Raw genomic sequence first — 19,487 nt, 5'->3', positions numbered from 1 at the left:
GAAGCCCCAGTCGCCAAGAACCGGAAGCCGACGACCGAGCTCCAAAGATCGCCCTGACGGCCCTTTTCGGCCGCCGCGACCGCGAGGCGCCGCACCCGGAAAAACGTGAGGACCGATATGTCGAAACAAGATTCCAACAGCTCCGGCGGCATCTGGCTGCTCGTGCTTTTCGGCCTGGTGCTGATGATCATCGGCCTGCCGCTGCTCTATGGCGGCGTCCAGCTCATCGGTCTTGGCGGCTCCTGGTATTATGCGCTGGCCGGCGCCGGCATCATCGTTTCCGGTTTCCTCTTCGCCTTACGGCGGCGCGCAGGCTTCTGGCTCTACCTCCTCATCTTCCTCGCCACCATTGCCTGGGCGTTATGGGAGGCCGGGCTGAACTTCTGGCCGCTGGTGCCGCGGCTGGTCGCGCCGGCGGTGCTGGCGGTGATCGCCCTCCTGCTGGCGCCGCTTTTCCCGTCATCCGGCGGCGGCAAGCGCGGCCCGTTCGCCGTTGCAGGTGTCCTCGTGCTTGGCCTTATCGCCACTGCAGCCTACGCCTTCCAGCCGCATGGCGTGATCCGCGACATGGTCGCCGCCAGCGAAGCGCCGCCGCTTGCCGCGGCCGCCTCCAGCACCGACTGGCGCCATTACGGCCGCACGCCCGCCGGCACGCGCTATGCGCCGATCGGCCAGATCAACAAGGACAATGTGAAGGACCTCAAGGTCGCCTGGACCTTCCGCACCGGCGATATACCGGTCAAGGGCGCCGAGGACCAGAACACGCCGCTGCAGATCGGCGACACGGTCTACACCTGCTCCTCGAAAAATGTCGTCAACGCGCTCAACGCCGAAACCGGCGAGCCGCGCTGGGAATTCGACCCGAAGGCTTCGGCGCCGCTGTGGCAGCGTTGCCGGGGCGTCAGCTACTACGAGCCGACGGCCGATGCCGCGGCCAGTGGCGCCTCAGCGATCTGTGCGGGGCGCATCGTCATGACCACCATCGATGCGCGGCTGATCGAGATCGATGCCAAGACCGGCCAGCCCTGCCCGGATTTCGGCCAAGGCGGCACCGTCGACCTCAAGCAAGGCATGGGCGAGGTGAAGGCCGGTTTCTATTTCCAGACTTCGGCGCCCACCGTCATGCGCGACCTGATCATGGTCGGCGGCTGGGTCTGGGACAATGTCGAGACCGGCGAGCCGTCCGGCGCCGTCAGGGCCTTCAGCGCCAGGACAGGCGAGCTGGTATGGGCCTGGGACCTCGGCAATCCGGCGATCACCAAACTGCCGCCGGAAGGCCAGAGCTACACGCGCGGCACGCCCAACGTCTGGTCGACGCCGAGCTATGACGACGCGCTCGGCCTCGTCTATTTGCCGACCGGCAACGCCACGCCCGACTTCTTCGGCGCCGAGCGCAGCAAGGCGGCGGAGGATTACACCGCTTCGGTCGTCGCGCTCGATATCGCCACCGGCCGCGAGCGCTGGAAATTCCAGACCGTGCATCATGACCTGTGGGATTATGACCTTCCCTCGCAGCCGGCGCTCTATGATGTGCCCGACGGCAAGGGCGGAAAGGTGCCGGCGCTGATCCAGGTCACCAAGCGCGGCCAGATCTTCATGCTCGACCGCCGCGACGGCAAGGCGATCGCCGAGGTGCAGGAAAAGCCGGTGCCGCAAGATGGCGGCGCCAAGGAGGATTTCCTGTCGCCGACCCAGCCCTATTCGGTCGGCATGCCTTCGATCGGCGATCAGCCATTCACCGAGGCCAGCATGTGGGGCGCCACTCCGTTCGACCAGCTCTATTGCCGTATCGGCTTCAAGAAGCTGCGCTACGAGGGCGAATTCACACCGCCGGGTCCGACGCGTTCGCTGCAGTTTCCCGGCTATTATGGCGGCATGAACTGGGGCAGCGCCTCGATCGACGAGGCCAACGGCTACCTGATCGTCAACGATATCCGCATGCCGCAATTCGTCGAATTGCTGCCGCGCGCGGTGGCGGACAATTATGGCCCCTCGGCGGCGCATGACGGTCTGGGCACCCAGCTCGGCACGCCGTATGGCGCGCTCAAGAACGGCTTCATGTCGCCGCTCGGCGTGCCCTGCCACCAGCCGCCCTACGGCACGATCAGCGCCATCGACCTGAACACGCGAAAACTCGTCTGGCAGATTCCGGCCGGCACGCTGCAGGACACCGGCCCGCTTGAGATGAAGACCGGCCTGCGGATCCCGATCGGCATGCCGTCACTCGGCGGCCCGGTGACGACGGCGGGCGGGCTCGTCTTCTATGCCGGCACGCAGGACTATTATCTGCGCGCCATCGACGTCGCCACCGGCGAGGAGCTTTGGAAGGGCCGCCTGCCGGTCGGCGCGCAGGCAACGCCGATGACCTACACCTCGCCCGAGAGCGGCCGCCAGTTCGTCGTCGTGTCGGCGGGCGGTGCGCGTCAGTCGCCCGATCGTGGCGACTACATCATCGCCTATGCCTTGCCAAAGGCGCCATGATCGGGAAAGGCTTGTTCCCTCAACGCTGATCACAAACGAGGCGCCGCGGCGCCTCGTTTCAATCTGCTCCACGCTTTCTGCATTGCTGCAATGCAGCAATATACATTGCACCCGGCATGACTCCTCGCGCAGACTGAAATTGAACCGATTCAGTCTGGACGTTCCATGCCCTTGCCGATCCTTGCGCTTGCCATTGCGTCTTTCTGCATCGGCACCACCGAGTTCGTCATCATGGGCCTGCTGCCGGAGGTCGCCGCCGACCTTGGCGTGTCGATCCCGTCGGCGGGGCTGCTGGTCACCGGCTATGCGCTCGGCGTCGTCTTCGGCGCGCCGATCGTCGCCATGGCCACCGCGCATCTGCCGCGCAAGCCGGTCCTGGTCGGGCTTACGGCTTCATTCGTCGTCGGCAATCTGTTTTGCACCATCGCACCTGATTATTGGACGCTGATGGCGGCGCGTGTCTTCACCGCTTTTGGGCACGGCGCCTTCTTCGGCATCGGCTCGGTCGTTGCCGCCAGCCTCGTGCCGCGCAACAAACGCGCCAGTGCAATGGCGCTGATGTTTGCCGGCCTGACGCTTTCGAACATCCTGGGCGTTCCCGCGGGCACAGCCCTCGGCGAGGCGTTCGGCTGGCGCTCCACATTCATCGCCGTTGTCGGCATCGGCCTGATCTCTGTCGCGGCGATCGCCTGGCTGGTGCCGTCCGATGTCACTGAGCCGAGCGGTGGTGGCCTGCGCGGCGAGTTGCGCGTGCTGGGCAGTTTGCAGGTCTGGCTGGCGATGCTGATCGCCTCGCTGGCCTCGGCCAGCCTGTTTGCCGTGTTCACCTACATCAAGCCCTATCTGACCGACGTGTCCGGCCTGTCCACCTCGGCAGTTACCTGGGTGCTCCTGCTGTTCGGCGCCGGCATGACGATCGGCAACATCATTGGTGGGCGCCTGGCCGACTGGAAGCTGATGCCGACCGTCATCGGTACGCTGCTTTTGATGGCGGTCCTGTTCGTCGGTTTCATGCAGTTCGGGGCCATCGCAAGTGTGGCCATCGGCATCGTCTTCCTCTGGGGCCTGCTCATCTTCGTCGTCGTGCCGCCACTGCAGATCCGCGTCGTCGAGGCGGCCTCGGAAGGGCCGAACCTTGCCGCCACGCTGAACCAGGGCGCCTTCAATGTCGGCAATGCCGGCGGCGCCTGGATTGGCGGCGTGGCCCTGTCGGCCGGCGTTTCCTACGCCAATCTGCCGCTGGTCGGCGCGGTGCTCGCCTTGCTGGCTGTCACCGTGGCAGTGCTGTCGCAGGCATTGGACCGGCGCGCGCCCGTCTCGCTCCAGGCTGCCGCGGAATAGACGTCTCTTCCGTCAGAGGGATGGAAATCTTGCGCCCATAGCGCGGCCGGCTGGACCAATCGACATCGATAGCCTCAAATGGGCATGTCTTCTTGCTCTTGATGGAGGAAGTCATGCAGAAATCGATCGAACGCATCGCCGGTGATAGCGAAGGCGTTTCCTACGAATTCCCGGTGTTCCGCTTCACAGGCAGCGACAAGGCGGCGCCCTCGGCCTATCTGCAGGCCGCACTCCATGCCGGCGAACTGCCAGGCGTCGTCGCCATCGACGCGCTGATGCCGGCGCTGAACAAGGCGGAGGCCGAAGGCCGCATCAAGGGCAGCATCACCATCGTACCGTGGGCCAACCCGATCGGCCGCGCGCAATATCATTTCGGCGAGCACCAGGGCCGCTTCCATCTGGGCACCCGCACCAATTTCAACCGCGGCTTTCCGCTGCTTGCCGCGCCCGACGCCAGGCTCTTGCCGGACACCTCGTTTGGCGGCGCCGACCAGCGGCTGAAGTCACGCCTGGTGCAACTGTCGATGGGCCACGACATCGTGCTCGACCTGCACTGCGATGACGAGGGTCTTGCCTATCTCTACGTCCACACCAGCCTGTGGCCGGCCATGGCCGATTGCGCCGCCGCCATGGGCGTCGATGCGGTGGTGCTGTGGAGCGAGGACACAGACGGCACCTTCGAGGGCGCCTCGATCATGCCCTATCAGAACGTTCCCGCCGATGTGGCGAAGTTCGACCGCCGTGTCGCCACCACGGTCGAATATCGCGGCATCCTCGATGTCGATGGCGCGCTGGCTGCCGCCGATGCCGAAGGCCTCTACCGGCTGCTGGTGGTACGCGGCGTGATCGCCGACAGCGCACTCCCCGCACCCGGCCCTTTCACCGGCACTGTGGCCCCCCTGGAAAACATCGACATGATGCCCGCGCCCCGGGCCGGTGCTGTGCTCTATGACGTCAAGCCCGGCGACCGTGTCGCCAGGGGCACGCGCCTCGCCACCATCGTGCACGCGCCGGGCGAAGCCGATGGCCGCGCGGAAGTGTTCGCGCCGCAGGACGGCATCATCCTGACCCGCCGCTCGCGCCGCATCATCCGCGCCGGCGAGGACCTGCTGAAGCTGGTCGGCGACAGGAAGAGCGCCGACGCACGATCAGGGACGCTGGAAGACTGACCTAGCCAGAAATGGCCAACCGCGCTTTCGCCTCCAGCCATTCCGCCATCTGCCGGTAGGGCACCGGGCCATGGCTGATACGGGCGACGCCGAGTTCGGCCAGCCGCTGGCGCGGCGGCACATGCGCCAATGCAATGATGTTGACCGGCAGCGTCGTGGCCTTGCAGAGCGCCTCGATGAGGCCCTCGTCGCCGAGACCCGGCGCGAAGAAGCCGCTTGCTCCGGCCTTTTCATAGGCATGCGCCCGCTCGATCGCCTGGTCGAGCAGCGCCTTGTCATGCGCATCGGGCTTGGCCTTGAGGAAGATGTCGGTGCGGGCGTTGAGGAAGGCCGGGATACCGGAGGCCTTGACGGCGGCCGCGGCCGCTTCGACCCGCCTTACCTGCACGCCGATGTCGTGCAAGCCCGTGCCGCCAACGATCTGGTCCTCGAAATTGAAGCCGATGGCCCCGGCCTGCAAGGCACGTGTCACCGTCTTGGCAACGACCTCCGGTTCGACACCATAACCGCCTTCGAGGTCCATCGTCACCGGCAGATCGACCGCCGCCACGATACGCTTGATGTTGTCGAGTGCCAGGTCCAGCGGGATTTTCTCACCATCGGCATAACCGAATGCTGCCGCGACCGGCCAGCTGCCGGTGGCGATGGCCTTGGCGCCTGCCTTCTCCACGATCTTTGCTGAGCCCGGATCCCAGGCATTGTAGAGAACGATCGGGTTGCCCTTCACGTGAAGGGAATGGAACGTCCGCGCGCGCTCGGCCTGTTCGGTCATTGGTGTTTCCCGTCTTCATGGTGTTGGGTATCCAGCCTAGACGCGACCGCCAGCTCTGGCGATGTGCCATGAGCCTGGGAACCGGCGGCCACCGAAGAGGCTTTTCAAATCAGTTGCGCATCCAGTTTTTCGCCGCTATGGATTTCGCCATGAACATGCGTTCGACCAAGACCATTTGGTGGTGGGCCTGCTGACAGCGGCCTGTTCGAACGCGCGTGCGTGAAAAGTAGAGGGTGGCCGCAACGGAAAGTCCGGGCGGCCATTTGTTTTTTCCAAGCCAGTCCCGGGTCCGTTGCCCCAACAAGCCAGATGGAGACGGCAATGACGATGAAGGTTCTGGAAAACGGCGCTGAAAGCTTCGTGACCGCGGGTGGCATCACCATCACCCGCGAGCGCCACGACCGGCCCTATGCAGGCGCGATCGACACTTACGTCGACGGGCTGAATTCGCGCCGCGGTGCCGTGTTTTCCTCGAATTACGAATATCCCGGCCGCTACACGCGCTGGGACACGGCCATCATCGATCCGCCTCTGGTCATCTCCGCGCGCGGTCGCGCCATGCGCATCGAGGCACTGAACGGGCGTGGCGAAGCACTGTTGCCGGTCATCGGCAAGACGCTCGGCGGCTTGGCTGATGTCACGATCGCCGAGACGACCAGGAAGCTGATCCGCCTCGATGTCGCCAAACCGGGCCGTGTCTTCACCGAAGAGGAGCGCAGCCGCGTGCCTTCGGTCTTTACCGTGCTGCGTGCCATCACCGCTTTGTTCAAGACAGCGGAAGACGCCAATCTCGGCCTCTATGGCGCCTTTGGCTACGACCTCGCCTTCCAGTTCGACCCGGTCGACTACAAGCTCGAGCGCAGGGAGAGCCAGCGCGACCTCGTGCTGTTCCTGCCTGACGAGATCCTGGTCGTCGACCATTATTCGGCCAAGGCCTGGACTGACCGCTACGACTATTCAGGCGAGGGTTTTTCGACCGAGGGCCTGCCGCGCGACGAAATCGCCGAGCCGTTCCAGACCGCCGACCGCATCCCGCCGCGTGGCGACCATGAGCCCGGCGAATATGCCAACCTTGTGCGCCGCGCGATGGACTCGTTCAAGCGCGGCGACCTGTTCGAGGTCGTTCCCGGCCAGATGTTTTATGAGCGTTGCGAGACGCAGCCATCCGAGATTTCGCGCAAGCTGAAGTCGATCAACCCCTCGCCCTATTCCTTCTTCATCAACCTGGGCGAAGGCGAATACCTGATCGGCGCCTCGCCCGAAATGTTCGTGCGCGTCAACGGCCGCCGTGTCGAGACCTGCCCGATCTCGGGCACCATCAAGCGGGGCGACGACGCCATTTCCGATAGCGAGCAGATCCTGAAGCTGCTCAATTCGAAGAAGGATGAATCCGAGCTCACAATGTGTTCGGACGTCGACCGCAACGACAAGTCGCGGGTCTGCGAGCCGGGTTCGGTGCGCGTCATCGGCCGCCGCCAGATCGAGATGTATTCGCGCCTGATCCATACCGTGGATCACATCGAGGGCCGGCTGCGCGAAGGCATGGATGCCTTCGATGCCTTCCTCTCGCATGCCTGGGCGGTCACCGTCACCGGCGCGCCGAAACTGTGGGCCATGCGCTTCATCGAGCAGAACGAAAAGAGCCCCCGCGCCTGGTATGGCGGCGCCATCGGAATGGTCAATTTCAACGGTGACATGAACACCGGCCTGACGTTGCGTACCATCCGCATCAAGGACGGCATCGCCGAGGTGCGCGCCGGCGCCACATTGCTGTTCGACAGCATTCCCGAGGAAGAAGAAGCCGAAACCGAATTGAAGGCATCCGCCATGCTCTCCGCCATCCGCGACGCCAAGACGGGCAATTCCGCCAGCACCGAGCGCACCACCGCGCGCGTCGGCGACGGCGTCAACATCCTGCTCGTCGACCACGAGGACAGTTTCGTCCACACGCTGGCCAACTACTTCCGCCAGACCGGCGCCAATGTCTCGACCGTGCGCACGCCGGTGCCGGAGGAAGTCTTCGAGCGGCTGAAGCCGGATCTCGTCGTGCTGTCGCCCGGGCCTGGCACGCCGAAGGATTTCGACTGTGCCGCCACCATCAAGAAGGCGCGCGCCCGCGACTTGCCGATCTTCGGTGTCTGCCTCGGCCTGCAAGCGCTGGCCGAGGCCTATGGCGGGGAACTGCGCCAGTTGCACATCCCGATGCACGGCAAGCCCTCGCGCATCCGCGTCTCAAAGCCGGGCATCATCTTCTCGGGCCTGCCCAAGGAAGTCACCGTCGGCCGCTACCACTCGATCTTCGCCGATCCGGTGCGGCTGCCCGATGACTTCATCGTCACGGCCGAGACAGAAGACGGCGTGATCATGGCCTTCGAACATCGCAAGGAGCCGATCGCCGCGGTGCAGTTCCACCCGGAATCGATCATGACACTCGGCCACAATGCCGGCATGCGCATCATCGAGAATATCGTCGCCCATTTGCCGCGCAAGGCCAAGGAAAAGGCAGCCTGACGGAATGGCCGAAGCCGACAATGCCATGATGATCGCGACGAAAGCCGCCGGCAAGCGCAAGGTCGCCAACCTTGCCTTCTGGTCGATCGTGATCGCCTTTGTCGTGCTCGCGCTGAAGGTCGCCGCCTGGTACGTCACCGGCTCCGTCGCGCTCTATTCGGACGCACTGGAATCCATCGTCAACGTCATTGCCTCGGTCGCCGCCTTCTGGGCGATCCAGGTCAGCTACAAGCCCGCCGACCAGGACCACCCGTTCGGCCATCACAAGGCCGAGTATTTCTCGGCCGTGCTCGAAGGCGTGCTGATCGTCGTCGCCGCGCTGTTGATCCTGAACGAAGTCTGGCGCTCCTGGCAAACGCCAGCGCCGCTCGCGCAGCCCTGGAAAGGTCTTGCCATCAATGGCGTCGCCACTGCCATCAATGCCTTCTGGGCCTGGACGCTGATCCGCGTCGGCCGGGCCGAGAAATCGCCGGCGCTGGTCGCCGACGGCAATCATATCATGACCGATGTGGTGACCTCGATCGGTGTCTTCGGCGGCCTGGTCGGGGCGATCCTGACCGGCTGGCAGATCCTCGATCCGGCACTTGCCGTCATCGTCGCGCTCAACATCCTGTGGCAGGGCTGGCACGTCATCGGTTCGTCGATGAACGGGCTGATGGACCGCGCCGTCGACACGCAGGAACATATGCGCATCCGCGACATCATCTCGTCCAACTGCAAGGGCGCGCTGGAGGTGCACGACCTGAAAACCCGCATCGCCGGCCGCGCCACCTTCATCGAGTTCCATCTGGTCGTCGACGCCGACATGTCGGTCGGCGCCAGCCACGTCATCTGCGACCGCATCGAGGACGCGCTGAAAGCCGAAATCCCCTCGGTGCGCGTCACCATCCATGTCGAGCCCGACGATGAGGCGAAGCTGCCCAAGGGCACGACCGCCGTGCCGTTTGCGTAGCCTCGCGCTAGCCTGAGGTCTGTCGAGATTCAGGTCAGGCCGAGTCGAGAATGGTGGCTTCCGAGAACCGGAGCGGAGCGTACTCAAAGTACGTGAGCACCGGAAGCGCAGGAAGCCGCCATTCGCAGCCCGGCCTCACCTGAATATCGACAGGCCTCAAGGTGCGCAGGCCGATTGCGGCATAGGCTCCAGCCGATAGACCTTGTCGTCCGACTTCGTCTTGCCGTCGGCGGCCTTCGAGCACAGATCGACGATCGCCAGGCTGCTATTGGGATTGGCCAGCATCATCATGCCGTTGGCGCCGCGCTTGAGGAAGATCTCCTTCTGCACGATGTCGCAGGCAAAATCGCTCATCTTCGAGCTTGCCGCGCAGCGCCACTGGTCCGCCTCGCCCTGGCAGGAATAGGTCTGCGTGACCTTGGCGCCATTCTTTCTGGTCGTCACTGAGACGGCAATGTCGGCGCCATCGGGCCAGTTGGCGGCGTCGCCCCCCGAGGCGAAGGATGCCAGTTCCACAGGTCCGCGGAACACCCGGATCGACTGCGTCAGCTGGTTGGGGTGCGAACTCATATGGGCCGCGTCGTAGTCACGACCATAGCAGAAGGGCTGGTCCGGCTTCAGCCGCACGCGCAACGGGTCCCCTAGCGCCGGATCGACGGGATCGATGCGGGCGAACTCGGCCTGGCAGGTTGCGGCCGGCATCGGGTCAAGGCGGAAATTATCATCCTCCGAGCCGAGCGCCTGGCGGTTGTATTCCGCCTTGCCGAGTTGCTCCGCGGAGTCCGGATCGAGGTAGATATCGGAGGACAGATCAGAGAGGAGCAGCCGGCCCTTGTCGTCGACTTTCAGCGAGGCCAGCGTACGATCGCAATCCATGCCGCAGCGGATCGGGCCTGATGTACCGTCCTCGGATTCGTGATTGCACCAGCCGCCGGCCCATTCCGGCGCCTTGGCGCCACGCACCGTGGTGGTGAGAAAGCCATTATACGATGTGTCGGCGTTTGCCGTGGGCTCTTCGTTCGGCCGGCTGACCGGGTCATGGCCGTAGTAGAAGAAGATCCGCGCCACCTTCTGCTTCGGATGCGCCTTGAGATGGGCTGCGTCATAGACCCGGCCGAAACAGGCATCCGCCCCGTTCGGGCTGAGTTCCCTGAGTTTAAGCGTGTCGCCGGCGACTGCCGTGCCTGAGAGCAAACCGAGCAGCACCACGCCAAATCCAGCGCCCGCAATTGTCCTCCATTCCCCTGCCCTGAACGTCATGTGATCCCTCCTCGCATCGACAGGACGTAGCGTCAATTTATGCTAGTATTGCGGCCGGGGCCACGCAAATCGCGGTGAAATCGGAGGAGGAAGCCATGCGCCGGCGTGACATGTTCCGTGCGGTTCTTGCCGGAACCGGAACGTTTCTTGGCTTGCGGGCGGTGCAGGCGGCGGCCACCGAGGCCGCCAAGCTGAAGGTCGTCTATCACCTGAGCGATGTGGACAAGGTCAATTTCGTGCTCGGCAACATCAAGAACCACTATGAGGGGACCGGCGGCAATGTCGACATCGTGCTGGTCGTGCATGGCCCGGCCCTGGCCGCGTTCAAGTCGAAGGGCATATCGGCCGCGGTCTCCGGCCGCTTCGCCGGCCTGGTGAAGCAGGGGCTCGAGCCGCAAGCCTGCGCCAACACCATGCAAGGCATGGACATTTCGCTCGCCGACCTGCTCGAAGGCTTCCATGCCGCCGACAAGGGCGGCGTGGTCAAGCTCGCGGAACTGCAAAGCCAGGGCTATGCCTATCTCCGGCCATAGTGCACAGTCTCGACCATGGGACCTGGAACGGCTGGTCCCGTTGAACACTCCGGAGGACCGACAGTGCCCACCACGACCGCGCTTACCATTCCCGATCTCGCCGGCAAGGCGGTGCTTGTCACCGGCGCCTCTACCGGCATAGGCGCGGCACTCGCGCTGGCCTATGCCGCGCAGAAATCCAAGGTGGCACTGCATTACAATTCGAGCCAAGAGGCCGCCGAGAAACTTGGCAAGACCATTCGCGACAGCGGCGGGGAGGTCTTCCTCGTCCAGGGCGATTTTTCGGTTCCCGCCGATGTCGAACGCGTTGTCGAGGACAGTGCGCGGCATTTCGGCCGTCTCGACGGACTGGTCAACAATGCCGGCGGCATGCTCGGCCGGGTGCCCTACGCCGAGCAGACCGAAGCGCATTATGACGCGGTGATGGACCTCAATGCGCGCTCGGTGCTGACCGCCTCCCGCAAGGCAATCCCGTGGCTGAAGAAGCAGGGCGGCTTCATCGTCAACACCTCCTCGATCGCCGCGCGCAATGGTGCGGGCGGCGGTGCCGGTCTCTATGGGTCGGCCAAGGCCTTCGTCTCCAATGTGACGCGCGGCATGGCCAAGGAGCTGATCGGCTTCGGCATCCGCGTCAACGCCGTGGCGCCCGGTACCATTCTCACCCCGTTCCACGAGCGCTATTCGACCGAGGAGCAGATCAAGGGCATGGTCGCCACAATTCCGCAGGGGCGGGCCGGCACGGCGCAAGACTGCGTCGGCGCCTATCTGTTCCTCTCGTCGGACCTGCTGAGCGGTTACATCACCGGCCAGGTGATCGAGGTGAATGGCGGCCAGTTGATGCCGTGACAGGCTATCTGCATACTGAAAGCCCGCATACTCTTGTCGGAGACTTTGAAGGGGAGGCAACAGAATGTACGGACTGATCGGCAAGATGCGGGCGGCGCGCGGCCAGCGCGACGCGGTCATGGACCTGCTGCGCGACAGCACCGGCGCCCTGCCCGGTTGCCTGAGTTACATCATCGCTCGTGACCCCGCGGATGCCGATGCGATCTGGGTCACTGAAGTGTGGACCGACGCTGAAAGCCACAAGGCCTCGTTGCAGCTTCCGGAAGTCCAAGCGGCCATCGCCAAGGCGCGGCCCTTCATCGCCGGCTTCGAGTTCCAGGTGGAAACCCACCCCGTCGGTGGCTTTGGGCTGGCTGACGGCAAGACGGATTGAGCCGGACGGCTAATGCCCACACGGTGGCGGTCTTTGAGGAGCAACCTTTGATGCGAACGGTAAACATTCGCGATGCGAAAGCCCATCTGTCGCGCCTCGTAAGACAGGTAGCCAAAGGTGAGTCGTTCATCATCACCAACGCCGGCAAGCCATTGGCCAGAATCGTGCCTATCGATCAGCCCGCACCGCAGAAGCGACGGGTTGGTTTTATGACCGGCCTTTCAGTCCCTGAAGATTTCGACCGCATGGGTCGCGATGAGATCGAGCAACGGTTCGGCGCCAACATATGAAAGCTGTTACTCGGCGCCAGGACGCGTGAAACCATCATTTTTTCGTAAACCGTGGTTCGCATTTTCACGCGCCAGGTCTAAGACCGAAGAATGGATTCCTCGGCCCAGCAGCCACCTCCTGACCAGCCCGCCACCGAGCGCATGGCGCGGATAGGCAGGCCCTGGCAATGGCTGATCCTGCTCACCATCTCCGCCCTGTTTGCCGGCGCGCTCGAAGTTGCAGCCTTGCCGGCAGCGCTGCTGATCGGGCCAATGCTGGCGGCGATCGTTGCCGGCACCAATGGCGCCACGGTACGCGTGCCTCGCCTGCTGTTCGGCTCCGCCCAGGCCATTGTCGGCTGTCTCGTCGCCGCATCGATCTCGGCCGACATCTTCCCTGTCTTCTACGCCGAGTGGCCGCTGTTCCTTGGCGTGGTGATCGCCACGGTAGCGGCCTCCAGCCTGCTTGGCTGGCTGATCAGCCGTTGGCGCATCCTGCCCGGCACCACCGCCGTCTGGGGCTCTTCGCCGGGGGCCGCCACCGCCATGGTGCTGATGGCCGGCGCTTTCGGCGCCGACCAGCGCCTCGTCGCCTTCATGCAGTATCTGCGCGTCATCTTCGTCTCGATGACAGCGGCGATCGTCGCCAAGATGTGGGTCGACACGTCGGGCATCGAAATCCCGCCGATCATCTGGTTTCCGCAGATCGATGCCCAAGCCTTCGCGACCACCATCGGCATCGCAGTCGCAGGTGGGGTGGCGGGAAAGCTGTGCCGGCTGCCCTCGCCCTTCTTCCTCGGCACCTTCATCTTCGGCGCCGTCATCCATCTCGGCCTTGGCGTCGAGATGCAGCTGCCGCCATGGCTGCTGGCGGTCAGCTACGCCATGGTTGGCTGGTCGATCGGGTTGAATTTCACCAGGCCGATCCTGCGCCATGCAACGCGCGCTCTGCCGCAGATCATCGCCTCGATCGTGGCGCTGATCGCATTCTGCGGCGGGCTCGCCTTCCTGATCAGCCATCTCCTGGGCATCGATCCGCTGACCGCCTATCTGGCGACCAGCCCCGGCGGCATGGACAGCGTCGCCATCATCGCCGCCGCGGCACAGAACGTCGACATCTCCTTCGTCATGGCGCTGCAATCGGCGCGTTTCCTGATCGTGCTGCTCATCGGCCCGAGCGTCGCGCGGCTGGTGGCCAGAAGCATCCGGGACTGACCTGCTTCAGCGCCATCGGTGCCTCATTCCTCGCCGCCCCCATTTTCGCCCTGCGCGCCGCGGCGCCAGTAAGCGGTGACCAGATGCCCGTCGCGCGGCAGGCCCATTCCTTGCGCACGATCTTGCGGATCTCGCGGAAGTCGGTGAACTCGCATCCCGCCCACACGAAGAGGCCGTCGGCAAGCGCATCGTGGCCGCGCTCGCGCAGGGCGGTCGGCAGCAGGCCTGCGGTGCCGGCTTCGCGGCCGGCCGGTAGAGCCAGCTAATATCGATGTTCTCGCCTTGCGACAGCGCGATCACAGCGCCGGGGTTTCCATCAAGAACTTGACTAAGTGATCATATTTTCATCGGGACGCCGGAGAAGACCCTATCCGGCCTCTGCCGGCTCGGCTTTGCCATCATCGAGGTCGAAGCGGAGACGTCCGGCCTCGATCCGCACGCGCAAGTGGCGATACCTCGCGAGATAGCGAACCCCGACGAGAGCCGCCGCAAAGCCGGCAATGGCGGCCACGCCAAGCGCCCAGCGTGGGCCGACATCATCGGCCACCCAGCCGACCACCGGCGCGCCGAGAGCGGTGCCGCCCAACGTTATGGCCAGCAGGATCGCCATCACACGCCCACGCATGGCAGGTTCGGTCGAAAGCTGCACCAGACCGATCGTCGAGGTTGTCATTGTCTGCGCCGAGACGCCGATGACAACGAGCGCCAGGCCGAACAGCCAGTAATTGGGCATGATCGCGGCCAGGCTGAAGCCAAGGCCAAAGATCGCGGCGCCCGCCAGAAGAAACACCAGGCGGGGCTGCTCGCGCCGGGCCGCCAGCAATGCGCCGGTGACCGATCCGATCGCCATGGTCGACGTCAACAGACCGTACTGGCCGGCGCCCGCGTGAAAGACGGAAACGGACATGGTCGAGATGAAGATCGGGAAGTTGAGCCCGAACGTTCCGATCAGGAAAAGCATCAGAAGGATGGTTTTGAGATCGGGACGCTTCCATACATAGGCAAAACCCTCGGCAAGCCTGCCGCGGCTCCGCTGCGTCTTGTCCTTCAGGTGAAGCTCACCGAGGCGCAGCAGGCCGAGCGAGGCAAGGACAGCGGCAAAAGATGCCGCGTTGATCAGGAACACCCAGCCGGAGCCGACGGAGGCGATAAGGGCGCCGGCGACGGCAGGCCCGATCATGCGCGCGACATTGAACGAGGTGGAATTCAACGCCACGGCATTCGACAGGTCTGTCTCGCCGACCAGATCCGAGACGAATGTCTGGCGCGCTGGTGAATCAAACGCGGTCGTGCAGCCGAGCAGGAATGCGAACAGATAGACGTGCCACAATTGCACCAGCCCGGCGACGGTGAGCAGGCCGAGACCGAGCGCGAGCAGGCCCATGGCGGCTTGCGTGGCGAGCAGCAGCTTGCGCCGGTCGAGATGATCGGCGGCAAAGCCGGTCCATGGCAGCAAGAGGATCTGCGGCGCGAATTGCAGCGCCATCACCACGCCCATGGCGGTCGCGTTGTTGTGGGTCAGTTGGGTCAGCACCAGCCAGTCCTGGGCGGTGCGCTGCATCCAGGTTCCCACATTGGACACGATCGCGCCGCCGGCCCAGATCCGGTAGTTGAAATTGGCCAGCGAACGGAACGTGCCTTTTGCCGGGCCGCTCATCCGTCAACTGGGGCATTGCCGCCGTTGAAGCGGCCGAACATGCGTGCCATCGCCACCCCCATGAGGAGGGTGCCCAACCCCAACGCGACGACATCAGCGGTGGATCGCAGGTCGAAATCCCCGACACGGACCACCAGGAGATAACCGACCGCCAGGTTCAGAAATCCCCACAGAGCATTCACTGTCGAGGAGGAATGGCCCTGGCCGCGCGGCTTGGCGAAGGGACTTTGAAAAGGCCGCCCCATCACGCCGCTGACGAAATGCGGCACGGCATTCGTCAGCACGGCGCCACCAAGGAAATAGGACACACAGTCGATCCATTGCATGTCAGGCACTCCCCTTGGCCAAGAGATCGAGGATGTCCTGTGTCGTGCCGTTTTCGCCCAGCCTCGGGAAAATATGCGCGATGCTGTTGGTATGGGCATCGAGGTTCATGTCGGTCATGGCATCGATGGCGAGCGTAACGTTGAACCCGAGATCGCGAGCGTGACGGGCGGTCGCTTCGACGCCCATGCAGGTGGAGACGCCGGCGATCACCACCTGGGTGACGCCCTCGCCCTTCAGCCAGGCTTCGAGATCGGTGTTGACGAAGGCGCCCACGGTGCGCTTGGTCACGATGTGATCCTCCCGCTGCCGCTTCAGTTCGGGGACAAGATCAGTCCAGCCGGCGGGAAATTCCCGCGCGCGCGGCGCCTGCTCCGTCCGGCCCGAAGGCGCGCCGGCGACGTTGACGAGCACTACCGGCAAGGCGCGGCCGCGGAACGCATCGGCGAGCGCGCCGGCCCGCTGTATGACGTCGCCGATCGGATGGGCACAGGGTAGCGAAACGATCCCCTTTTGCAGATCGATGACGATGAGTGCGGTCTTCGGGTCAAGCGTGGTGACTGCCATTATGCTTCCTTTCGGCGGTCGAACGGCGGCGTGGATCGCGGATATTGAAAAGTCAGGAGTCGGCGAGCCGTTTCAACAATTCGACGGCGCCTGCGAGTTGCTCCTGCTCCTCGCGGTCAAGGGTCGCCTGGATGGCGCGGAACAACCAATCCTGTCGTGCCGCCCGCCCGGTCGCGATCATGTCCCGGCAGGCTGCCGTAAGCGACAGGAGGATCTGCCGGCCATCGGCAGGATCCGGCGCGCCTTCCACCAGACCGGCCAGTTGCAGTGCTGACACAATGGCGCCCATCGACTGCGGACGCATATCCTGGGCGCGCGCCAGCGTCGTCACCGTCGCCGGACCCTCGCGCTCCAGATGAAGCAGCGCCGATTTCTGCGACATGGTCAAATCACCGGTATCGGCCTGTTCGCGCAGCCGCCGGATCAGCCTGCCGGCCACCACCCGAAGCTCGGCCGCCAGGGCCAGCGCATGCGCGACTTCGGGATCGTTCTGCGGGGGCGACTGATCTTTCATGGCGGCTTTGTAGTAGATATGAAGCTAAACTTCAAAGTTTAACTTCATATCTCGAAATCACAAGACCGTGACCCCGGGCCGATCGAAGACCGTGAACCCGGGCCGGCCGGAGGCCGTGCCCCGCTGGCCTGCCTATCGCGCCATGGCGAGGCGCTCGGGAAGGAAATCGACGAAGACGCGCACCTTCGGCGACAAATGGCGATTGGAGGGCCACAGCATCCGGAACTGGCCACGGCCATCGACATGATCGTCCAGCACGGTGCGCAGCCTGCCGTCACGCAACGCTTCCCGCACCAGGAAATCGGGCATGCAGCCGATACCGAGACCGGCGATCGTGGCGCCCTTCAAGGCTTCCATGTTGTTGCAGGTCAGCATCGAGCGTGGGTCGGCGGCATCGGCGATGAACGGCCACTCCTGCAGCTTGCCGCTGTTGGGGAAGCGGAAGCGGATGCCGAAATGCCGGGCGAGATCGGCCGGCACCCTCGGCGCGCCATGACGCTCGACATAGGAAGGCGCGGCGCACAGAAGCAGCCGAAACGGTGTGAGCGGCCGCGCCACCAGGCGGGAATCCGGCAGCTCGCCGCTGCGGATGGCGACATCGACGCCTTCCTCGATGACATCGACGATGCGATCGTTGAAATCGATATCGAGCTCGATCTCGGGATAGCGGGCCATGAACTCCGACAGCACCGGCAGCAGCAGATGATAGGTGACGATCGGGGTCGAGACGCGCAGCCGACCGTGCGGCGTCTCCCGCGTCCGCGACAGCATCGCCTCGGCATCGTCGATGTCGTCGAGGATGCGGCGTACCCGCTCGTTGAACAGCCTGCCCTCTTCCGTCAGCCCGATGCGTCGCGTGCTGCGCTGCAGAAGGCGCACGCCGAGTTCCTGTTCGAGCCTTGCGACACTCTTGCCAACGGCGGAGGCAGAGATGCCGAGCGCACGCCCGGCGGCGATGAAACTGCCAAGCTCGGCGGTGCGGGCGAAGGCCAGAAGGCCATTGAGACGATCCACTGCGCTCCTCCATTCGAGCGTTTCAGTCCGGTATATCCGGAGATATAGTAGCGTTTTTCCTGAAAGGCCGCCGAACTATCTTGTGGCTGCGACCGACGCCGCAACCCATGCGCCATGCCGGCCGATGCTGCTTCAGATAGGAAAATCCATGACCTTGCAGAACACAACCGGCCCGACCGCGAGATGGCTCGTGCTCTTGTCGGTATGCCTTGCCGCGATGACGATGCCCTTGACCTTCACCGGCCCGGCCGTCGCGCTCTCCCGCATCGCGGCCGATCTCGGCGGCAGCCCGATCGCGCTCAATTGGGTGACGAACGCCTTCATGCTGACCTTCGGCGCCGGCCTGATGGCATCGGGAGCGCTGGCTGACAACCATGGTCGCAAGCGCGTCTTCCTTGCCGGCCTCTGCCTTTATGTCATGGCATCACTCGGCGCGATGCTGGCGCCCGACATCGTCTGGTTCGACATGTTCAGGGCCGCGCAAGGGATCGGCAGTGCCTTGGCCTTCGCCGGCGGCGCCTCCGCACTTGCCCAGGAATTCGAGGGACCGCTGCGGTTGCGCGCCTTCTCCTTCCTCGGCACCAGTTTCGGCATCGGCCTGGCCTTCGGCCCTATCGCCTCCGGCCTGCTCATTTCTGCATTCGGCTGGCGGTCGATCTTTGTTCTGGTTGCAGTGCTCGCGATCGCCGCGGCGGCCCTCGGCCTGTGCACCATCAGGGAATCGCGCGACCCGGATGCAACCGGACTCGACTGGGCGGGAGCCGGCACCTTCACCGTCGCGCTAGCCGCGCTGACTTATGGCGTGCTGCAGGCGCCGCAGACCGGCTGGACCGATCCCGTCGTCATCGCGTTGATCGCGGCGGCAGTACTCTTCTTCGCAGCCTTCGTCATCGTTGAGCGGCGCGTGCGCCGGCCGATGCTCGATCTCACCCTGTTTCGCTTTTCCCGCTTCGTCGGCGTCCAGTTCCTGGCGGCGGCACCCGCCTATGGCTTCGTCGTCCTGCTGGTGCTGTTGCCGATCCGCTTCATCGGCATCGAAGGGATGAGCGAGATCAAGGCCGGGCAATTGATGATCTGCCTCTCGGGACCATTGCTGATCCTGCCCTTGCTTGCCGGCCAGTTGGCGCGCTGGATCGCTCCGGCCACGATCTGCGGCGCGGGCCTGCTCATCGCCGCCGCCGGCCTCGTCTGGCTGAGCCTGACACCACCGGTCGCCATCGCGCTGGTAGCGCCGCTGATGCTGATCGGCATCGGCATCGCTCTGCCCTGGGGATTGATGGACGGGCTCGCCGTCAGCGTCGTGCCGAAGGAGCGCGCCGGCATGGCGGTCGGCATCTTCAACACCACCCGTGTCGCCTGCGAGGGCGTGGCGCTGGCCATCGTCATGGCGATCCTGTCGGGCTTCACTGCGGCACAACTCGCCACTCGAGGCGCATCTTCCGCGGACGCGGCCGCCGCGGCGCAATTGCTGGTCACCGGCAATGTCGGTGAAACGGCGCAATATTTGCCGGTGGCCAATGCCAGCGTTCTGGTCGAGACCTATGAGACGGCGTTCGATCGGCTGCTGATCGTGCTGGCCGTAATCACCGTCGTCACCGCCCTTGTCGTCTTCCTCGGCCTGCGCCGCGGATCGGCGACAGAACACGAGGCGGTCCCGCTGACGGCGTGCCAGGAGGCATGATCATCCGC

19 protein-coding genes are annotated in these 19,487 nt (G+C 64.6%); 12 read left to right on the top strand and 7 right to left on the bottom strand.

Annotated features, from left to right (window positions below):
* Positions 1–117: 117 nt before the first annotated feature.
* The 3 genes from EB231_RS11455 (at position 118) to EB231_RS11445 (ending at position 4,991) form a co-directional block, all read left to right on the top strand.
* Positions 118–2,481 (top strand): membrane-bound PQQ-dependent dehydrogenase, glucose/quinate/shikimate family, encoded by a 2,364-nt coding sequence (locus EB231_RS11455; RefSeq protein ID WP_172348900.1) that lies wholly within the window; start codon positions 118–120, stop codon positions 2,479–2,481.
* A gap of 165 nt (positions 2,482–2,646) precedes the next feature.
* Positions 2,647–3,822 carry an MFS transporter gene (locus tag EB231_RS11450; protein ID WP_172348899.1) on the top strand — a complete coding sequence of 392 codons (1,176 nt, stop codon included), beginning with the start codon at positions 2,647–2,649 and terminating at the stop codon, positions 3,820–3,822.
* 113 nt (positions 3,823–3,935) lie between these two features.
* On the top strand, positions 3,936–4,991 hold the full coding sequence (locus EB231_RS11445) for a succinylglutamate desuccinylase/aspartoacylase domain-containing protein (RefSeq protein ID WP_172348898.1): 1,056 nt from the start codon (positions 3,936–3,938) through the stop codon (positions 4,989–4,991).
* A 1-nt stretch (position 4,992) separates the two neighbouring features.
* Here EB231_RS11445 and EB231_RS11440 read toward each other — a convergent pair whose 3' ends face one another.
* Positions 4,993–5,763 carry an isocitrate lyase/PEP mutase family protein gene (locus EB231_RS11440; RefSeq protein ID WP_172348897.1) on the bottom strand — a complete coding sequence of 257 codons (771 nt, stop codon included), beginning with the start codon at positions 5,761–5,763 and terminating at the stop codon, positions 4,993–4,995.
* A gap of 68 nt (positions 5,764–5,831) precedes the next feature.
* Between EB231_RS11440 and EB231_RS35515 the strand changes: the two genes are divergently transcribed.
* The 3 genes from EB231_RS35515 to EB231_RS11430 all read left to right on the top strand — a co-directional run bounded on the left by EB231_RS35515 (position 5,832) and on the right by EB231_RS11430 (position 9,226).
* Positions 5,832–5,957, top strand: coding sequence for a hypothetical protein (locus EB231_RS35515; protein WP_274609153.1), 126 nt, complete (start codon positions 5,832–5,834; stop codon positions 5,955–5,957).
* 127 nt (positions 5,958–6,084) lie between these two features.
* Positions 6,085–8,274 (top strand): anthranilate synthase, encoded by a 2,190-nt coding sequence (locus EB231_RS11435; RefSeq protein ID WP_172348896.1) that lies wholly within the window; start codon positions 6,085–6,087, stop codon positions 8,272–8,274.
* A 4-nt stretch (positions 8,275–8,278) separates the two neighbouring features.
* Complete coding sequence (locus tag EB231_RS11430) at positions 8,279–9,226, top strand: cation diffusion facilitator family transporter (RefSeq protein ID WP_281411437.1); 948 nt, start codon at positions 8,279–8,281, stop codon at positions 9,224–9,226.
* Positions 9,227–9,382: 156 nt separating this feature from the next.
* Here EB231_RS11430 and EB231_RS11425 read toward each other — a convergent pair whose 3' ends face one another.
* Positions 9,383–10,486: a hypothetical protein gene (locus tag EB231_RS11425; RefSeq protein ID WP_172348895.1), complete on the bottom strand. Its 1,104-nt coding sequence runs from the start codon at positions 10,484–10,486 to the stop codon at positions 9,383–9,385.
* Positions 10,487–10,581: 95 nt separating this feature from the next.
* Here EB231_RS11425 and EB231_RS11420 point away from each other — a divergent pair, with 95 nt between their 5' ends.
* The 5 genes from EB231_RS11420 (at position 10,582) to EB231_RS11400 (ending at position 13,722) form a co-directional block, all read left to right on the top strand.
* Entirely contained in the window at positions 10,582–11,019 is a 438-nt protein-coding gene (locus tag EB231_RS11420; protein WP_172348894.1) for a DsrE family protein, read from the top strand.
* A 63-nt stretch (positions 11,020–11,082) separates the two neighbouring features.
* Entirely contained in the window at positions 11,083–11,865 is a 783-nt protein-coding gene (locus tag EB231_RS11415; protein WP_172348893.1) for an SDR family NAD(P)-dependent oxidoreductase, read from the top strand.
* A 64-nt stretch (positions 11,866–11,929) separates the two neighbouring features.
* A complete protein-coding gene (locus tag EB231_RS11410) occupies positions 11,930–12,238 on the top strand; it encodes a putative quinol monooxygenase (RefSeq protein WP_172348892.1) in 309 nt (102 codons plus the stop codon).
* Positions 12,239–12,288: 50 nt separating this feature from the next.
* Positions 12,289–12,528 (top strand): type II toxin-antitoxin system Phd/YefM family antitoxin, encoded by a 240-nt coding sequence (locus EB231_RS11405; RefSeq protein ID WP_172348891.1) that lies wholly within the window; start codon positions 12,289–12,291, stop codon positions 12,526–12,528.
* 90 nt (positions 12,529–12,618) lie between these two features.
* The gene (locus tag EB231_RS11400; RefSeq protein WP_172348890.1) at positions 12,619–13,722 is read left to right on the top strand and encodes an AbrB family transcriptional regulator; all 1,104 of its coding nucleotides are present in this window, start codon (positions 12,619–12,621) and stop codon (positions 13,720–13,722) included.
* A gap of 367 nt (positions 13,723–14,089) precedes the next feature.
* Here the strand turns inward: EB231_RS11400 and EB231_RS11395 are convergent, their stop codons facing one another.
* The 5 genes from EB231_RS11395 to EB231_RS11375 all read right to left on the bottom strand — a co-directional run bounded on the left by EB231_RS11395 (position 14,090) and on the right by EB231_RS11375 (position 17,798).
* On the bottom strand, positions 14,090–15,379 hold the full coding sequence (locus EB231_RS11395) for an MFS transporter (protein WP_172348889.1): 1,290 nt from the start codon (positions 15,377–15,379) through the stop codon (positions 14,090–14,092).
* Positions 15,376–15,705: a hypothetical protein gene (locus EB231_RS11390; protein ID WP_172348888.1), complete on the bottom strand. Its 330-nt coding sequence runs from the start codon at positions 15,703–15,705 to the stop codon at positions 15,376–15,378. Before EB231_RS11390 ends, EB231_RS11395 begins: the two co-directional genes overlap by 4 nt.
* Before the next feature lies 1 nt (position 15,706).
* Positions 15,707–16,270, bottom strand: coding sequence for an isochorismatase family protein (locus EB231_RS11385; protein WP_172348887.1), 564 nt, complete (start codon positions 16,268–16,270; stop codon positions 15,707–15,709).
* Between the two features lie 52 nt (positions 16,271–16,322).
* Positions 16,323–16,784: a MarR family winged helix-turn-helix transcriptional regulator gene (locus EB231_RS11380; protein ID WP_172348886.1), complete on the bottom strand. Its 462-nt coding sequence runs from the start codon at positions 16,782–16,784 to the stop codon at positions 16,323–16,325.
* A gap of 132 nt (positions 16,785–16,916) precedes the next feature.
* Positions 16,917–17,798 carry a LysR family transcriptional regulator gene (locus tag EB231_RS11375; RefSeq protein WP_172348885.1) on the bottom strand — a complete coding sequence of 294 codons (882 nt, stop codon included), beginning with the start codon at positions 17,796–17,798 and terminating at the stop codon, positions 16,917–16,919.
* A gap of 148 nt (positions 17,799–17,946) precedes the next feature.
* Between EB231_RS11375 and EB231_RS11370 the strand changes: the two genes are divergently transcribed.
* Entirely contained in the window at positions 17,947–19,479 is a 1,533-nt protein-coding gene (locus EB231_RS11370) for an MFS transporter (RefSeq protein WP_172348884.1), read from the top strand.
* Positions 19,480–19,487 lie beyond the last annotated feature (8 nt).

This window comes from Mesorhizobium sp. NZP2298 (assembly GCF_013170825.1).
GTDB lineage: Bacteria > Pseudomonadota > Alphaproteobacteria > Rhizobiales > Rhizobiaceae > Mesorhizobium.
The sequence above is the reverse complement of the archived record's forward strand: the minus strand, read 5'-3'. Positions and strand labels throughout refer to the sequence as shown.

What these genes read in the sequence shown, in the direction of transcription:
- EB231_RS11455 (WP_172348900.1), top strand. Translation starts at nt 118, where the DNA reads ATGTCGAAACAAGATTCCAACAGCTCCGGCGGCATCTGGCTGCTCGTG.
- EB231_RS11450 (WP_172348899.1), top strand. Translation starts at nt 2,647, where the DNA reads ATGCCCTTGCCGATCCTTGCGCTTGCCATTGCGTCTTTCTGCATCGGC.
- EB231_RS11445 (WP_172348898.1), top strand. Translation starts at nt 3,936, where the DNA reads ATGCAGAAATCGATCGAACGCATCGCCGGTGATAGCGAAGGCGTTTCC.
- EB231_RS11440 (WP_172348897.1), bottom strand. Translation starts at nt 5,763, where the DNA reads ATGACCGAACAGGCCGAGCGCGCGCGGACGTTCCATTCCCTTCACGTG.
- EB231_RS35515 (WP_274609153.1), top strand. Translation starts at nt 5,832, where the DNA reads ATGAGCCTGGGAACCGGCGGCCACCGAAGAGGCTTTTCAAATCAGTTG.
- EB231_RS11435 (WP_172348896.1), top strand. Translation starts at nt 6,085, where the DNA reads ATGACGATGAAGGTTCTGGAAAACGGCGCTGAAAGCTTCGTGACCGCG.
- EB231_RS11430 (WP_281411437.1), top strand. Translation starts at nt 8,279, where the DNA reads ATGGCCGAAGCCGACAATGCCATGATGATCGCGACGAAAGCCGCCGGC.
- EB231_RS11425 (WP_172348895.1), bottom strand. Translation starts at nt 10,486, where the DNA reads ATGACGTTCAGGGCAGGGGAATGGAGGACAATTGCGGGCGCTGGATTT.
- EB231_RS11420 (WP_172348894.1), top strand. Translation starts at nt 10,582, where the DNA reads ATGCGCCGGCGTGACATGTTCCGTGCGGTTCTTGCCGGAACCGGAACG.
- EB231_RS11410 (WP_172348892.1), top strand. Translation starts at nt 11,930, where the DNA reads ATGTACGGACTGATCGGCAAGATGCGGGCGGCGCGCGGCCAGCGCGAC.
- EB231_RS11405 (WP_172348891.1), top strand. Translation starts at nt 12,289, where the DNA reads ATGCGAACGGTAAACATTCGCGATGCGAAAGCCCATCTGTCGCGCCTC.
- EB231_RS11400 (WP_172348890.1), top strand. Translation starts at nt 12,619, where the DNA reads ATGGATTCCTCGGCCCAGCAGCCACCTCCTGACCAGCCCGCCACCGAG.
- EB231_RS11395 (WP_172348889.1), bottom strand. Translation starts at nt 15,379, where the DNA reads ATGAGCGGCCCGGCAAAAGGCACGTTCCGTTCGCTGGCCAATTTCAAC.
- EB231_RS11390 (WP_172348888.1), bottom strand. Translation starts at nt 15,705, where the DNA reads ATGCAATGGATCGACTGTGTGTCCTATTTCCTTGGTGGCGCCGTGCTG.
- EB231_RS11385 (WP_172348887.1), bottom strand. Translation starts at nt 16,270, where the DNA reads ATGGCAGTCACCACGCTTGACCCGAAGACCGCACTCATCGTCATCGAT.
- EB231_RS11380 (WP_172348886.1), bottom strand. Translation starts at nt 16,784, where the DNA reads ATGAAAGATCAGTCGCCCCCGCAGAACGATCCCGAAGTCGCGCATGCG.
- EB231_RS11370 (WP_172348884.1), top strand. Translation starts at nt 17,947, where the DNA reads ATGACCTTGCAGAACACAACCGGCCCGACCGCGAGATGGCTCGTGCTC.